Source organism: Acinetobacter sp. YH12070, assembly GCF_013419625.1.
Classification (GTDB): Bacteria; Pseudomonadota; Gammaproteobacteria; order Pseudomonadales; family Moraxellaceae; genus Acinetobacter; species Acinetobacter amyesii.
Genome location: NZ_VOZT01000040.1, coordinates 17,607 through 33,014 on the forward strand (window position 1 = coordinate 17,607; position 15,408 = coordinate 33,014).

The following is a 15,408-nucleotide window of genomic DNA, read 5'->3' on the forward strand; positions in this document are numbered from 1 at the left end:
AAGGTTTAAAGATGAATACCAGTAATATTAAAAAATACGCACCGCAAGCACGAAATGATTTTATCGCAGCGATGCGCAAGCAAGCCGCTAAATATGGCATCACCGCAGACCGCATTTTACCGGCAGAACAGAAAGGGGACTTGCTGCTGATTGGCGATCAGGTTTTTCCGCTATCAGTCATGAAACCACGTGAGAAGCTGATCAAGCGCATTCAAACCAGCAGTTTTGAGCAGACGATTGATTATATCGCTTATAGCTGGTTTAACCGTCTCTGTGCCATTCGCTACATGGAATGCAAAGGCTTACTGGATCATGGTCGCCGTGTGCTGAGCAGTGCCGATGGTAGTGCAGGCTTGCCGCAGATTCTGGAAGAATGTCTGGACATTGAGCTACCGGGTTTAGATGCCAGCCGTGTGGCTGAACTCAAGCTGGATGGCAATAAAGACGAAGAACTCTATCGTGAATTGTTACTGGCGCAGTGTCATGCGTTGAATCAGGTGATGCCACTCCTGTTCGAACAGGTGTCTGATGAGTCAGAACTGTTATTACCGGATAACCTGACCAAAACCGATTCGTTGATCCGTGATCTGGTCAGCAGTATTCCAGAAGAAGACTGGTCGGATGTGCAGATTATTGGCTGGCTGTATCAGTTCTATATTTCTGAAAAGAAAGACCAGGTGATTGGTAAAGTTGTCAAAAGTGAAGATATCCCTGCCGCGACACAATTATTCACCCCAAACTGGATTGTGAAATACCTGGTACAGAACAGTGTTGGTCGTCTATGGATGATGGCACAGCCAGAAAGTATGCTTGCCAGTGGGTGGGAATACTATATTCAGCCGGCTGAGCAAAGCGATGAAGTCAATGCACAGTTAAAACAGCTGATTGATGTACGGATCAGTGAAGATGGCGATAGCTTAAACCCTGAAAGCATTACGGTACTGGATCCGGCCTGTGGTTCGGGGCATATTCTGGTGGAAGCCTACGATTGCTTAAAAGCGATTTATTTGGAACGTGGTTACCGCAGTCGTGATATTCCACGTTTGATTCTGGAAAACAACCTGTACGGGATTGATATTGATACCCGTGCCGCGCAGTTAGCCAGTTTTGCGCTATTGATGAAAGCGCGTGAGGATGACCGCCGTTTATTTAGCAATCCACCGAAGCTGAATATTATTGCGCTACAAGACAGTCAGGATTTAGATGCAGATCAAATCTGGAAAGATCTCAACTTAAACCAAGCATGGCAAAAAGGCAGTCATGTCGATCTGTTTGGCAATGATCAAAAGGATTTAAGCAGTCCTGAAAATGACGAACGTTTTAAGCTGATTCAGGAAGTTTTAGCTAAGTTTAAAGAAGCCTCAACTTTTGGTTCTTTAATTTGTATGGATAGCCCAGAACAAGATTTTATCGATTTGCAAAATACCTTAGAAGGCTTGGTTATTGAGGGCGATACCTTACAGAAAGCCGCTGCTAAAAAATTATTGCCTTTGGTTATACAAGCAAAACTTTTAGCGAAAAAATATGATGCTGTAATCGCTAACCCGCCGTATATGGGTGCGAATACAATTACAAACTTAAAAGAATTCGCTAAAGATTACTATCCTGATAGTAAATCAGACCTCTTTGCCATGTTTATAGAACGTGGTTTCGATTTTTGTAAAGAATCTGGTGCTAGTAGTATGGTAACAATGCAGGGATGGATGTTTTTAACATCATATCAAAACATGCGGGAAAAATTACTTCTAAATCATTCAATTTGGACTATGGCTCATTTGGGAGCCCGAGCTTTTCCAGAGATATCAGGCGAAGTTGTACAGACTGTAGCATTCGTAGGTCAAAAAAAACATATAGGGGGTGTAAAGCCGGCTTTCTTCAGATTAGTAGATAAAAATCATGAGGAAAAACAATACCTATTAAAAAATAATTTAAATCGCTTTGATACAACCATTCAAGAAGATTTCCAAAAAATACCATGTAGTCCTATAGCATATTGGGTAGGTAATTCTATACGTGATAATTTTGAGAAAATGCCAGCATTAGCGGATATAGCTAATGCTAAAAGTGGACTAACAAGCGGAGATAAACCTAGGTTTGTAAGAGAGTGGTATGAAGTCAATCATACTAAGATCAATTTTGTAGCCAAAAATAATCAAATTAATTTAAATAAATGGTTCCCACATAATGATGGTGGTACTGCAAGAAAATGGTATGGAAACAGAAATCATATTATTAATTGGGAAAAAAATGGATTTGCAATTAAACAGCAGCGTAATTCTACCATTCGAAATCCATCATATTATTTTAAAGCTGGCGTAACCTGGACAGATATTTCGAGTTCTTTTTTTTGTGCAAGATTAGTAGATGAAGGCTTTATATTTGAAAATACAGGTTCTATGGTTTTTTCAAATAATTTAATAACAACATTAGGTTTATTAAATTCAAAAGTTGTTTTCTACTATATGAATCTTATGAATCCTACCTTACATTTTGGAGTTGGCGAAATAAATAAACTTCCATTTGATGTACAAGCAGCTAATGAAGAAAATATTAAGGTTTGTGTTCAATTATCTAAATATGATTGGGACTCCTACGAAACCTCATGGGACTTTACCCAAAACCCCATTATTCGTAGCCAACAGCCAAACTTAGAACTAGCGTTTAACACATGGCAACAGCAAAATACTGACGCCGTGGCTGAAATGAAACGCTTGGAAGAAGAAAACAATAAGCTGTTTATTGATGCTTATGGTTTACAGGATGAACTTACACCAGACGTACCAGATGAACAGATCACTTTAACTCGTGCCGACCGTGAAAAAGACAGCCAGCGTTTAGTCTCTTATGCACTTGGCTGCATGATGGGGCGTTATAGTCTGGATGAACCAGGTCTGATCTATGCCCATGCAGGTAATCAAGACTTTGATGCTAGCCGTTATCAAACATTCCCGGCAGATGCTGACGGTATTATTCCATTGACCGAAATGCACTGGTTTGAAGATGATGCAACGCACCGTATTCGAGAGTTCTTAACTGCCGTTTGGGGGAAAGAGACACTGGATGCCAATATGCAGTGGCTCGCAGAAAGCTTAGATAAAAAAGCCAGTGAAACGGCTGAAGACACCATTCGCCGTTACCTCGCCAGCAAGTTCTATAAAGATCACATGCAGACCTATAAAAAGCGCCCGATCTACTGGCTATTCAGCAGTGGTAAACAGGGGGCTTTCCAGGCGTTGGTGTATTTGCATCGTTATAACGAAAGCACCTTGGCGCGTATGCGTACCGAATATGTTATGCCACTGATTTCCAAAATGTCCGCCTATGCTAATTCTCTGGAAACAGCAAAAGAAAGCAGTGACTCTGCGGCTGAAATCAAACGCATCGAGAAAAAACTGCAAGACTTGCATAAGCAACAGGCTGAACTCAGTACTTTTGAAGAAAAGCTGCGTCATTATGCCGATCAGCGTATTACGTTAGATCTGGATGATGGGGTGAAAGTCAATTATGGCAAGTTTGGGGACTTGTTGGCTGAAGTCAAAGCGATTACGGGGGAGAAATGATGAATGCTTTTTCTCCGGTACTAGACCTTGATGAGGTCGTTGCATGAATTTAAGTCAACTACAACAAGGTCTGGAACAAGCCTTTTATATTGAACAGCACCGGATTGTCTTCTGGTACGATGCGGAACAGTCCTTTAGCGAAGAAGTAAAGGCGTTAAAACTGAATGATGTTCATATTCTGAATATGGCAGAAGAATCCAGCCTTGCGATTAAGCTTAAACTGGAACTTGAGGATCAGCAGGGCAAATACTTGCTGTATTTTCCAAGTCCTGAGCCTGAAACTGAAAAAGACTGGTTACTGGACATCAAGCTCTATTCACGCATCTTCTATGCCGATCGTTTCTCGATTATTTTCAATGAGCTTGGGCTACAGCAACAAAGTTTAAGAGAACATCTGGCCAAACGTGAAGAGTTCCTCAAAGCCAAAGCCCGTCTGAGCGCATTAAAACGTTATACCCAGCCTGATGCAGATGAACAGAATCTGGATATGGCCATGATTGCAGCTGTGGTCAAGGCCGACAGTGCCGAACTCATGCATATCGTTCTGGCACTGGCAGATGAAATGGTACAGCAGAACCTGGCTCTGGAAGTCAATCCAGACTCCTTTGCTGAACTGGAAAAATTCCAACTGGTGCCAGCTTTGGTCACCGCATTACAGGCGGAAATTGGTTATCCAGCATCGGTTGAAGAATTGAATGGGGAAGCACCATTCAAGCTCGGTACGTTCTTTATCCGTTTGATGACTACAGGTTTCTGTGAAAGCCTGGGCGATATACCGCTATGGGCTCAAGAACTGGTGATGTCATCCGTCAGCTCCCGTGCGACGGCTAGAGCCTTTTTGTCGCGCTGGAGAGACAGTTCTAAATACTACCCAACCTTCGATACGCTTTCCCAGACCGTGGCGAATGCACTGCGGATCCAGGAGAGGGTCGGGGCCTTTGATCTGGGGCAGCTGCTGGATGTCATGACCTTTGAAGTGATTGAACAAAAGATCATTGTTGATTTGGCCAGTCATATCCCTGCAGCAACCAAAGCTGAACTGGAACATTTCAGAACGATTATTTCTACCCGTCTGGATGGTTATTGGGCTTCCAAACATAAGGATGATGCAACACGCCGTAAATATCGTACTGTCTATACAGCGTTGCAGGCAGCCATTGAGCTGTTTAGCCTGCGACAGCAGTTTGATGCCGGTTTCTATTTCGACTCCAGTGAAGCTTTGTATAAAGCCTACGAGCAGGAGTTGTATCGCTTTGATATGGCCTATCGCCACTACAGTGCTGCTTCTCAACGCGCTCATGTCGATATCCTGAAAAAACTCGATGAAGAAGTGGAAAATTGCTATTCCTACTGGTTTATTGACCACTTGGCACGCAACTGGGGCGAGCGGATTGAAGCTGAGCAACGCTTGAATGTCTGGAAAATGGCAGATATCCCAAATCAGCAGAACTTCTACGATACTCACGTTAGACCCTTACTCAGTTCCGCAACGAAACGCCGTATTGTGGTGATTATCAGTGATGCTTTCCGTTATGAAGCTGCGGTAGAGCTGCGTGATCGTATCAATGAAAAGCGTTATTCTGAAGCGACCTTGTCTTCACAGCTGGGCGTTGTCCCAAGTTACACCACACTTGGCATGGCCTCGTTGTTGCCGCATCAGACTTTGGAGTACAAAGAGGCCGCAGGTGATGATGTTTTAGTAGATGGGCAGTCCAGCAAAGGGACTGCAGCACGATCCAAAATTCTGGCTGCCTATAATGGATTGGCAGTAACCGCTGAAATGGTAAAAGGCTGGTCGCGTGATGAAGGCCGTGAAGCGCTGAAAGATCATGAGCTGATTTACGTTTATCACAACGTGATTGATGCACGCGGTGACAGTGCCTCGACAGAATCAGAAACCTTTATGGCGGTAGAACATGCTATTGAAGAGCTGACCGAACTCAGCCGCAAAATCTTAATGCACTTCAATATTTCTACCCTGTTGATTACAGCCGACCATGGCTTCCTGTTCCAGCAAAGTAAACTGGAATCTGCGGATCGTTCAAGCTTGACTGAAAAACCTGCCAATACATTGAAGAGCAAAAAACGCTATGTGATTGGGCATGGTTTACCAGAGAGCAAGGAAGCCTGGAAAGGCTCAACCCAAGCTACGGCAGGCACATTATCTGCGACTGATTTCTGGATTCCAAAAGGGGCGAACCGTTTCCATTTCGTAGGAGGCTCACGTTTCGTGCATGGCGGCATCATGCCTCAGGAAATTGTGGTACCGGTACTGATGGTAAAACAGCTACGTGGTGAAAAGGCTGGACAGCGGACCAAGCGTAAAGTTGAGGTCATTTCTACCAAATCCACGCTGAAGATGGTCAATAACATCCAGAAGTTTGATTTGATGCAAACCGAAGCTGTCAGTGAGCTGGTCATGCCAGTGACTTTATCCATTGCCATTTATGATGGGGATCTTAAAGTTTCCAGTGAAGAAACTTTGACTTTTGATAGCACTACCGACTCTGTTGCCGATCGGGTCAAACAGGTCAGACTGTCATTGTCTGGCACTGATTTTGACCGTAAGAAAGATTACTTCCTGGTACTGAAAGACAAAGACCTGAATATCGAGATGCAACGCTATAAGGTCACCATTGATTTGGCATTTACCGATGACTTCTTCTAATAACGAATTAACGATAGAGCGTAGCCTACATGGAATCTGCTAACGATAAAGAACTGGATCAGCTGCTGAATGAACACTTTGCTGGGCGGGTGGTACGTAAGGATCTAACTAAACTGATCAAAGAAGGGGCCAATGTCCCTGTCTATGTACTCGAATACCTGCTGGGGATGTACTGTGCCTCGGATGATCCAGAGATCATTGAACAGGGACTACGTAACGTAAAGACCGTACTGGCTGAGAACTACGTCCGACCGGATGAAGCCGAGAAGGTGAAATCCCTGGTCCGTGAACGGGGCAGTTATAAGGTCATTGATCGGGTGACTGTAAAGCTGAATGAGCGTAAAGACAAATACGAAGCATCATTTAGTAATCTTGGCATCAAAGATGCCGAAATCTCGGCAGGCATCGTCAAAGAGTATGAAAAATTACTTGTTGGTGGTATCTGGGTCATTGCTACGCTCAGTTATTATTTTGAAGAAGGACAGACTAGTTCTCCATTTGGCGTGAGCTTACTCAAGCCGATTCAAATGCCGAATATGAATATGGATGAACTTTTCAGTGGCAGAGCAGCATTAAGCACTGATCAGTGGCGCGAGAGTTTAATCCGTTCGATCGGCATGGAACCGGCTTCGTTAAAAGAGGATGTGCAATGGCACCTATTAGCGCGTATGGTTCCGTTCGTTGAAAATAACTATAACGTTTGTGAACTGGGACCACGCGGTACCGGGAAAAGCCATATTTACAAAGAGTGTTCACCGAATAGTATTTTAGTCTCCGGTGGACAAACGACTGTCGCCAACCTGTTCTATAACATGAGTAGCCGCCGTATTGGTCTGGTGGGCTTATGGGATGTGGTAGCTTTTGATGAAGTTGCTGGTATTTCCTTTAAGGACAAAGATGGCGTACAGATCATGAAAGACTACATGGCCTCAGGATCTTTTGCCCGTGGTCGTGAACAGATGGAAGCCTCAGCTTCGATGGTTTTTGTGGGTAATATTAACCAAAGTGTTGAATCCTTGGTGAAGACTAGCCACTTATTGGCTCCTTTTCCTGAAGCCATGATCGATTCAGCATTCTTTGATCGCTTTCATGCCTATATCCCGGGTTGGGAAATTCCGAAAATGCGCCCGGAATTCTTTACCAACCGTTATGGCTTGATCGTTGATTATCTGGCTGAGTTCTTCCGGGAAATGCGTAAGCGTAGTTTTGCGGATGCCATTGAGAAGTACTTTAAGCTAGGGAATAACCTGAATCAGCGTGATGTGATTGCCGTTCGCAAGACGGTTTCTGGATTGATGAAGCTGCTCTACCCACATGGTCAATTTAACAAAGAAGATGTACGGCAATGCCTGGAATATGCGCTGCAGGTGCGCCGTCGGGTCAAAGAACAGCTGAAAAAAATTGGGGGGATGGAATTCTATGATGTGCATTTTAGCTATATCGACAATGACACCCTAGAAGAGCATTTTGTTTCGGTAAAAGAGCAGGGTGGAGGTGGACTTATTCCCGAAGGTCCTGCTAAACCAGGCTTCCTGTATACCATTGGCCTCAGTAATAAGGGCATGCCAGGCTTATACCGCTTAGAACTTCAAGTCACTAAAGGTTCAGGAAAATTGGCGACATCTGGCTTATGGAATTCAAGTAGTGCCAAAGAACAGGTCAAGATTGCTTTTGATTACTTCAAGGCCAATGCATCCCGGATCTCGGGGGGCAGTAAGGTGCTGGAACATGATTTCCACTTACATGTGGTGGAATTACAGAATACCGGCCCGCTCAGCCATCTTGCTCTGCCAAGTTTAGTGGCTTTCGCTTCTGGCCTCTTAGGACGATCGGTACAAAGTCAGATGGTGGTACTGGGTGATATGAGCTTGGGTGGTTCAGTGACACCGGTGGAAAGTATTGCCGAATGTCTGCAAGTTGCTTTTGATGCGGGTGCCAAGAAGGTTGCTTTACCAATGAGTAGTGCGGCAGATATCCCAACGATTCCTGTGGAACTGTTTACCAAGTTCCAGACCAGCTTTTATGCAGATCCGGTGGATGCGGTGTTTAAAGGGTTAGGGGTGGATTAATTTCATATCTGTCTGGAAGAGTTACAGTAGATTGTTTTAAATTCAGTTTCTCAAGTTAAACACCATGTTGTAAAAGCATAATACTGCCTCTTTTAAAGAGCTAGTATTTTAGGGGGGATTACCCTTCATTTTTTTTTGATCAGATATCTGTTGTACTTTGACAGGATTTTGTTGATCTAAATATTTTTGATACCAAACACGCAATGTTTCAGGAGTACAACCGATTTTAGGATCAATAGCTGTGATTGCTGCCCAAGTAGAAGGATAATCTTTTTCAGATTCAATCAATAATTGAACCGCTCTTTCTCTGATTTCAGGGGGCAATTTTACTTTGCCATTTGTAAGGTAAAAGGGGTCAATTTTAGAATGCCGTTGACAATGTATCGCCTTTTGAGTTTGAAGCAATGTACAATGATAAGATTAACCCGTTAGGTCAGGTGGCCTAACTTAAATAAAAAGTCTCCGACAAACCCGGTACGGTTCACTATCTATTGTTATTCTTACCTGAAATTGATGTGAGCTTATAGAGACAAGGTAAATTTGCAAAAGTGCCGGCTATTCAGTGTTCATTGAATGTTTAATTTAATTTATTAAGCTTGACCTTGGAGTGGCTCTAAGCCTTATACTTGGTACAAATTTTTCGATTGTTATGATGATGCGTTCTACTACATGGATTACAGTCTTGGTTGGATTGTTCATGTTCCAAAGCTTTTGGAATGTGGCGGCGGCCTTTTGTGTCCATGAACAACAGCCTCAATCACAGCAGAGTTATCATTTTGGTCATCACCAAAATACCTTGTGTGCCAGCGATAGTCGTCAACACGATCATAATGGACAGTCAGAAAACATAAAAACATTCAGTAGCGATTTAGAAATCGGTGAAGATCATCAAGATCATCTACCATCGATGACGCATTTGATTGTACAAAATGAAAAAGTAGATGTGTTTCATCCAAGCTCTGAAGTTAAAGTGAATCCACAATTTCATTGGAAAAACAGCTATCAGGCTCCTGACCTGTTTCAACAAAGCCCACCTCCCGAATTTTCCCCGCTCATGGTGGGGTAGCCTAAAACATTCCCACCACTTTTATTATTTAAATAAGTGGGAAAAATCATGTCTTCACAATCAATTATACTCTTGCGTCATAGCTTGGTTGCTTGTATATGTGCAGCGGCTATGCAATATAGCTATGCTGAAAACGTTACCAGCTTTGAATCCGCTTTAGCAAAAGTACAAAGTTACCAGACTCAAGACAAGCTGTGGCAACAAGTTCAGCAAATATCTGAATTGAATATTCAGCAAAGTCGGTTATGGCAGAATCCAAGTATAAGTTTAGAACAGTCTGGCTTTGGCTCAGGTCAAGAACAGGAATTCAATGTTGGCGTTAGTCAACCTCTAGATCTATTTGGTCAGCGTAAGCTGAACCGGGTGATTGCCAATACCTCGAATCAACAAATCCAATTGCAACAGCAATTATGGAAGGCACAAAGCCAACTGATTGTTAAATTTGCATGGTCGCAATTTGCACTTGCTGAGGTTGAGCAGTCTGCTTATTCAGTACAGTTAAAAACAAGTAAAGCCAATCTGGACAGTGCCCAGAAACGCTATCAGGCAGGCAGTATTGCCCTGGTTGATTTTGAGCGTACCCAAATTGAAGCGCTAGAAATCCAACGACTTTATCAGCAAGCGATGCTGAATAAACAAGCTGCCGGTCGTCAGCTGTCTAATTTGTGGGGGGGAGAAACATCTTCACATCTTCAATTGAATAAAACCGCTATCCCTTGGCCAGAGCAAAGTCTCCAAACTGTGCAACGGTATATTGCTGAAGGGTGGCTAGAAAAATTCTATGCCTTGAACATTCAGCAATCGGATCATCAAATTGAAAATTTAAGAATTCAGGCACGTCCCAATCCGACTTTAAATGTAGGCATGAAACGTAGCAAAACCCCTAATGAAAGCAACGATACGACTTTGGCAATCGGCGTGGCTATTCCACTGAATATTTTTAACCGCCAGCAATATGCGATCCCGATGGTCCAGCAACAGCAAATATTGCTGAACCAACAGCAGCAGCGTGAGCTGAAGCAACAAATACTCAATATTGCCAACAGCATGCATCAGCTCAAAGGTTTACGTAGCCAGTTCGATGCCACAACAGCACAAGTTACTTTGGCGACCAAAGTTCAGAGCCGTACTTTACAAGGGTTTCAGGCAGGGAAACTGTCCATTACCGACGTTCAGCAAGCAACCACCCAACTGCAGAATCTTCGATTGGGTCAATTACAAATTCTACGTCAAGCTTGGCAAACTGCCCTCGCAGCTGAGGCACTCAGTATTGGCACAAGTTATGAAGAAATTAGCCGTTCGGATGCCTATACACAACTGAATAAAAAGGCAGTCGAAGCATCGCAAAATTTAATCAATGGGGGAGCACGATAAAATGAACGCCAAGCAAAACGGAAAAATATCCCAGTCTCTCATGATTGCAATTTTGATTCTGATTACGGTCTTGGTCAGTCTGGTTATTTGGTTAAGTTCAAAAAAAACTGAATCTGAGGGGCATGGTCATGATGAGGGAAATGCCGAACATTCTGATGAAGATAGTTCTGAAGAAGGACATGCTGAAGAAGGCGAAATACAACTGACCAGCCAACAAATGGTTGAACAAGGTTTAAAAGTTGCTGTTGCATCCACAGGATTGGTTGAAAAGCTGACAACCCTGCCAGGTAAATTGGTGGTGAATACCGATCAACAAGCGCATATATCGCCTAATTTTAGTGGTCATGTCGAGCAGGTCAATGTGGCTTTAGGACAGAGCGTGCAAAAAGGACAAACGCTGGCTGTACTAATCGTGCCTGAACTGATCGACCAACAGGCAAATCTGCGTATGGCACAGGTGAATCTGGATTTGGCCCGTAAAGATTACCAGCGCGAACAGCAACTCTGGTCACAGGGGATTTCTGCCAAACAGGATTACCAGCGTGCCGAAAATGCCTACCGTCAAGCGCAGATTACTGTCCAGTCCTCACAAGCACGTTTAAATGCATTAGGTGCAAGTGGCAATAACAATGGGCGTTTTCTGATTAAAGCACCGATCTCTGGGGTGATCAGTCAAAAAGATATTGTGGTCGGTGAAAATGTGCAACTGGCTAATCAGCTCTTTGTCATTGAACAGCTGAAAGATTTATGGCTTGAGTTTAATTTGCCGAATCAATTCTCAGGTCAACTGCAAGCCGGGCAAAAAATTGACTTTAAAGTGAATGATTCAGATCAAATCTATAAAGCTACTGTACAAAGCTTAACCTCTCAGGCAGATGTACAAACAGGGCGTCTGGTGGTGCGCGCAAAACTCGATGCGCAAGCTACTGAGTTGCGTTCTAATGTGTTAGTGAGAGTGTTGATTCCGGAAGCTACAGCAAAATCAGCCCTTCGGATTCAAAAGTCTGCGCTGCAAAGTATTGAAGGTGAAGACAGTATTTTCATCGTAGATTCAGAACAAAAAGGTCAAGTCCACTTAAAAGCACAGAAAGTGCAATTGGGGCAGGCTTCAAGTGATGGACAATGGCTTGAAGTGATTTCTGGGCTGACTGAAGGGCAGAAGTATATCGCTCAAGGCAGTTTCTTGTTGAAATCTGAATTAGAAAAAGACGAGGCAGGCCATGAACATTAATTCTGATCTGCCAAAACCAGAAGGTTTATTCGAACGAATCATTCAGTTTTCCATACAAAATGCGATTTGGGTGTTGCTCTTTGTCTGTACCTGGATTGCGGTCGGGGTGTATAGCTATCAGAAACTCCCGATTGATGCTGTACCCGATATTACCAATACCCAAGTCCAGATTAATACTCAAGCCAAGGGTTTTACTGCGCTTGAAGTCGAACAGCGGATTACCTATCCCATTGAAAATGCCATGGCTGGCATTCCGGATCTGGAGCTTACCCGTTCCATATCCCGTTATGGACTCTCTCAAGTCACCATTGTCTTTAAAGATGGGACTGATATTTATTGGGCCCGTCAGCAGATTAACCAACGGATACAGGAGGCGCAATCTGAGTTGCCTGCACAAATCGCACCGACGATGTCCCCCGTTTCTACGGGTCTCGGTGAGATTTATCAATGGGTACTGAAGGCAGATCCGAATGCGAAAAAGCCGGATGGAACTGCATACACGCCGATGGATTTACGTGAGATTCAGGACTGGATTGTGCGTCCTCAACTGCAACGTGTTAAGGGAGTTGCAGAGGTCAACAGTATTGGTGGTTTTGAAAAAACCTATGTGGTCTCTCCCGATTTAAACCGGATGCAGCAACTGAATATCTCATTAGAACAACTGCAACAGGCTTTAGCGCAAAATAATGAGAACCGAGGTGCAGGTTATATTGAAGACAATGGTCAGCAACTGACGGTACGTGTACCGGGTACATTCAATGGGCTTTCTGATATTGAGAACACCATGCTGGGTAGCCCAAATGGCAGCCCAATTCGGGTTGGTGATATTGCGCAAGTCTCTATTGGGCATGATTTAAGAACCGGTGGGGCAACCTATAACGGCAAAGAAACCGTTTTAGGGATTGCCATGATGGCGATGGGGGGAAATAGCCGGACTGTTTCTAAAGCTGTGGATGCCAAGCTTCAAGATATTCAGAATAGTTTGCCTAAAGGGGTAGTGATTGAAACGGTGTACGACCGTACTACCTTGGTTGAGAAGGCGATTAAAACCGTTCAGAAAAACTTGGTAGAGGGAGCAATCCTGGTCATCATCATTCTGTTCCTGTTTTTAGGGAATATCCGTGCTGCCTTGATTACTGCCTGTGTCATTCCACTCTCTATGCTGTTTACCTTAACCGGGATGGCACAGAAAAATATCAGTGCCAATCTGATGAGTTTAGGTGCACTCGATTTCGGCATCATTGTCGATGGTGCTGTGGTGATTGTCGAAAACTGTATCCGGCGTTTAGCCCATACACAGCAACTGTTAAAACGACCTCTCACACAAAGTGAACGCTTTAAGGAAGTTTTTCTGGCTGCCCGCCAAGCACGTCGTCCTCTTATTTTTGGTCAGCTTATTATTTTGGTGGTGTATTTGCCGATTTTTGCTTTAAGTGGTGTGGAAGCAAAAATGTTCCATCCGATGGCATTGACAGTGGTACTCGCCCTTGTTGCAGCCATTATTTTATCGATCACCTTTGTGCCTGCTGCTGTGGCATTGTGGGTCAAAGGCGATATTCAAGAAAAAGAAAGTCGTTGGATGTTATGGCTAAAAGCTAAATATCAGCAAACTCTTGATATTTCGTATCAATACAAAGCAGTTGTGCTGACTTTTGCACTGTGTGTATTAGTGATTACGGGATTTATCAGTACCAAACTCGGCAGTGAATTTGCACCACAGCTCAGTGAAGGAGACTTTGCGGTACAACAGTTACGTTCACCAAGTACAGGCTTAGAAGAGTCTTTACGTATTCAGGAGAATACTGAAAAACTTCTTTTAAAGAGTTTCCCTGAAATTAAGGCAGTATTTGCCAGAACGGGTACAGCCGAGGTTGCAACAGATGTCATGCCACCCAATATTTCAGATGGCTATATCATGTTAAAGCCTCGTTCAGAATGGCCAAATCCTAAAGAAAGTTTAGATGAATTACGTGGCCGTATGGTGACGTATTTAGCCACGATTCCAGGCAATAATAGTGAATTTTCACAACCGATTGAACTCCGATTTAATGAATTGATCTCAGGTGTGCGTAGTGATGTTGGTGTGAAAATCTTCGGTGATGATATGAATGTCCTCAATACTGAGGCGACTAAAATCTCCAAAATCATTCAGCAAATATCGGGTAGCAGTGCCGTGAAAGTTGAGCAGACCTCAGGTTTGCCATTACTGAATGTCGAGGTAAATAAAACTTTGGCTGCACAATATGGTTTGAGTGTGCGTTCAATTCAAGACCTTGTGGCAACCAGTATTGGTGGACAAAGCGTGGGAGAGATTTTAGAAGGCGATCGTCGTTTTGATTTTGTTATCCGTCTTGGAGAGCAAGACCGTAGTGTCGCATCTGTTTCCCAGTTACCTATTCAGCTTCCAAATGGTGGCAGTATTTTATTGTCGGATGTCGCGCAAGTCTCGACCATTGAAGGAATCAACCAAGTCAGTCGAGAAAATGGTAAACGCCGAGTTGTGGTTACAACGAATGTTGAAGGGCGTGATTTAGGGTCTTTTGTTTCTGATGTACAGACACAGCTCAAAGCATACACTTTGCCAAGTGGTTATTGGATAGAATATGGCGGTCAGTTTGAAAATTTGGCTTCAGCCAAAGCACGGATGCAAATCGTGATTCCACTGGCTTTAATCACTATCTTTATTTTACTGATGGCGGTCTTTCACAATGTCAAAGAAAGTCTATTGGTCTTTACCGGGGTACCCTTTGCCTTGACCGGTGGTGTGCTGTTCCTTTGGCTAAGGGATATTCCATTATCGATGTCAGCTGGAATTGGCTTTATTGCCTTATCTGGTGTTGCAGTCCTCAATGGACTGGTAATGCTGACCTTTATTAAGGAATTAAGGGACAAATATCCAGTGCATAAAGCCGTGTGGCAAGGGGCTATTTTGCGCTTAAGACCAGTGTTGATGACAGCTTGTGTGGCTTCACTGGGTTTTGTACCAATGGCGCTGGCAACCGGAACAGGGGCTGAGGTTCAACGGCCACTGGCAACCGTAGTGATTGGCGGGATTATCTCTTCAACATTACTAACTTTGGTGCTGTTACCCGTGCTTTATCGTTGGATAAATGAAAAGAAAGTTTCTTAATCCAATAGATTAGTCGATTTACAGCAGAGATATTGGCTGTTATCCAATATCTCTGCTCATCATAAATAGAATAAGGAAAATATTTTATGTCAGAACATCATGATCATAGCCATGCGGTTGTTACTGAAGAAAATAGTAAGAAGTTAATGGTTGCCTTAGGTTTAACGACTACTTTTTTAATAGTATAGGACTTACGCACTATCATTTATAGATTCTCTGTGGTAGCAGATGATTTTTATCGAGAATAAAGTCATCAATGAAGTTTTTGATAATTGGTCTAAATAATTTCTTCTGCCAACGATATATATTT

Annotated in this window: 7 protein-coding genes and 3 pseudogenes; 8 read left to right on the forward strand and 2 right to left on the reverse strand. The window is 43.3% G+C overall.

Features of this window, described 5'->3' with window-relative positions; translation table 11 throughout:
* Positions 1–11: 11 nt before the first annotated feature.
* The 3 genes from pglX to brxL are packed head-to-tail and all read left to right on the forward strand — an operon-like array spanning position 12 to position 8,297.
* On the forward strand, positions 12–3,560 hold the full coding sequence (pglX, locus tag FTU17_RS12220; protein ID WP_180004193.1) for a BREX-1 system adenine-specific DNA-methyltransferase PglX: 3,549 nt from the start codon (positions 12–14) through the stop codon (positions 3,558–3,560).
* A 43-nt stretch (positions 3,561–3,603) separates the two neighbouring features.
* Positions 3,604–6,228, forward strand: coding sequence for a BREX-1 system phosphatase PglZ type A (gene pglZ / locus FTU17_RS12225; RefSeq protein WP_180004191.1), 2,625 nt, complete (start codon positions 3,604–3,606; stop codon positions 6,226–6,228).
* Between the two features lie 29 nt (positions 6,229–6,257).
* Positions 6,258–8,297 (forward strand): protease Lon-related BREX system protein BrxL, encoded by a 2,040-nt coding sequence (gene brxL, locus FTU17_RS12230; protein ID WP_005021615.1) that lies wholly within the window; start codon positions 6,258–6,260, stop codon positions 8,295–8,297.
* Positions 8,298–8,420: 123 nt separating this feature from the next.
* Here brxL and FTU17_RS12235 read toward each other — a convergent pair.
* Positions 8,421–8,657: pseudogene (locus FTU17_RS12235) on the reverse strand (hypothetical protein); the annotation flags it as partial.
* Positions 8,658–8,946: 289 nt separating this feature from the next.
* On the opposite strand from FTU17_RS12235, the gene FTU17_RS12240 reads away from it, so the two are divergent.
* From FTU17_RS12240 to FTU17_RS17385, 5 genes and pseudogenes are all read left to right on the forward strand, one after another.
* On the forward strand, positions 8,947–9,363 hold the full coding sequence (locus FTU17_RS12240) for a cation efflux protein, CzcI-like (protein ID WP_227591103.1): 417 nt from the start codon (positions 8,947–8,949) through the stop codon (positions 9,361–9,363).
* 48 nt (positions 9,364–9,411) lie between these two features.
* Positions 9,412–10,737, forward strand: coding sequence for a TolC family protein (locus tag FTU17_RS12245; RefSeq protein ID WP_035269736.1), 1,326 nt, complete (start codon positions 9,412–9,414; stop codon positions 10,735–10,737).
* A 1-nt stretch (position 10,738) separates the two neighbouring features.
* On the forward strand, positions 10,739–11,968 hold the full coding sequence (locus tag FTU17_RS12250; RefSeq protein ID WP_016658777.1) for an efflux RND transporter periplasmic adaptor subunit: 1,230 nt from the start codon (positions 10,739–10,741) through the stop codon (positions 11,966–11,968).
* Positions 11,958–15,098, forward strand: coding sequence for an efflux RND transporter permease subunit (locus FTU17_RS12255; protein WP_179994455.1), 3,141 nt, complete (start codon positions 11,958–11,960; stop codon positions 15,096–15,098). The genes FTU17_RS12250 and FTU17_RS12255 overlap by 11 nt, the downstream gene beginning before the upstream one ends.
* An 86-nt stretch (positions 15,099–15,184) precedes the next feature.
* Positions 15,185–15,283: pseudogene (locus FTU17_RS17385) on the forward strand (cation transporter); the annotation flags it as partial.
* A 16-nt stretch (positions 15,284–15,299) separates the two neighbouring features.
* Here FTU17_RS17385 and FTU17_RS12260 read toward each other — a convergent pair.
* Positions 15,300–15,408: pseudogene (locus tag FTU17_RS12260) on the reverse strand (IS701 family transposase); the annotation flags it as partial.